Source organism: Ligilactobacillus sp. (assembly GCF_036846325.1).
Classification (GTDB): domain Bacteria; phylum Bacillota; class Bacilli; order Lactobacillales; family Lactobacillaceae; genus Ligilactobacillus.
The window spans coordinates 1-1,114 of the sequence record NZ_DAIUCE010000196.1; the positions used below are offsets into that span (position 1 = coordinate 1).

The 1,114-nt window shown below is 40.6% G+C and carries 2 protein-coding genes; one reads left to right on the top strand and one right to left on the bottom strand.

Features of this window, described 5'->3' with window-relative positions; all coding sequences use genetic code 11:
- Positions 1 to 412, bottom strand: a 412-nt coding sequence (locus tag V7Z60_RS10125) for an N-acetylmuramoyl-L-alanine amidase family protein (protein ID WP_442918921.1), incomplete at its 3' end; no start/stop codon positions are given.
- A 280-nt stretch (positions 413 to 692) separates the two neighbouring features.
- Between V7Z60_RS10125 and V7Z60_RS10130 the strand changes: the two genes are divergently transcribed.
- Positions 693 to 1,114: glycosyltransferase family 2 protein (locus tag V7Z60_RS10130; protein WP_334117680.1), on the top strand; the 422-nt coding region annotated here is incomplete at its 3' end.

The window sequence follows — 1,114 nt, forward strand, 5'->3', positions numbered from 1 at the left end:
TTTTCTGCTGACCATACTGCATCTCGCCACGTGAGTTGTAGTAGACAGTCTTCCTCTGGTTTGCGATCCACTGCCATCCGGTCTTCATGGCACCCGAGCTGGTATCGAAGAGGTACCAGTGACCGCCGATTTTCTGCTGACCGTACTGCATCTGCCCGTTGCCTGCATAGTAAACGGTCTTGTGCTGTTCCGGAATCCACTGGAATCCTGTCTTGTAATGTCCGTTGTTATCGAACAGATACCATTTTCCGTTGATCTTCTGCTGGCCTCGGCGCACGGATGCTGCTTCAATCGTTGGTATTGCCAATCCGTTACCGTCATAAATAATGCCGGAAGTCTGCATTCCTCCGACAAAACCTAAAACAGCCAGTGAAACAAAGATTGATTTTTGAAGTTCTGTAACATGTTTCATATCCATTGCACCTCGCCTTTCTTCATATTTTAAATATACATAAAACTTATGGCTTTGATGTTTCAAAAGTTATGACAAATCGTTCAGTTTTTCAGTTTAATTATTTTGATGATGTGAAGAAATTGCAGATTTATTGAACAATGCTAAATAAATTCGAATATTGCATCAGACATGTATATAAACAGTTTATTGGGATGATTATTTAATTATCGATACAATTTCTTGCTTCGTTGATTTATAATTAAAGTCAGTATGTTTCACGACAGAGAGGAGTATTTTCATGCGCGAAGACAATATGTTGACGATTATTGTCCCTTGTTATAACGAAGAGGAAGTATTGCCGGAGACCGTTAAAGAACTTGGTGCTGTTCTTGAGTCCATGATTTCTGAAGAGCAAGTATCTTCAAACAGCAAGCTGTTGTTTGTCGATGATGGCAGCAAAGACAAGACGTGGGAATTGATCAGGAAATTTGAAAACCAGTTTGAATATGTGACCGGAATCAGATTCAGTCGCAACTATGGACATCAAAATGCGCTTTTGGCGGGATTGACAACGGCCGTTGACTATTCTGACATGACGATTACGATTGATGCTGATTTGCAGGATGATGTCAATGCCATTCCGGAGATGGTCAAAAAGTATCATGAAGGAATAGACGTTGTTTATGGGGTAAGAAATAATCGTGATACTGATACGGCTTT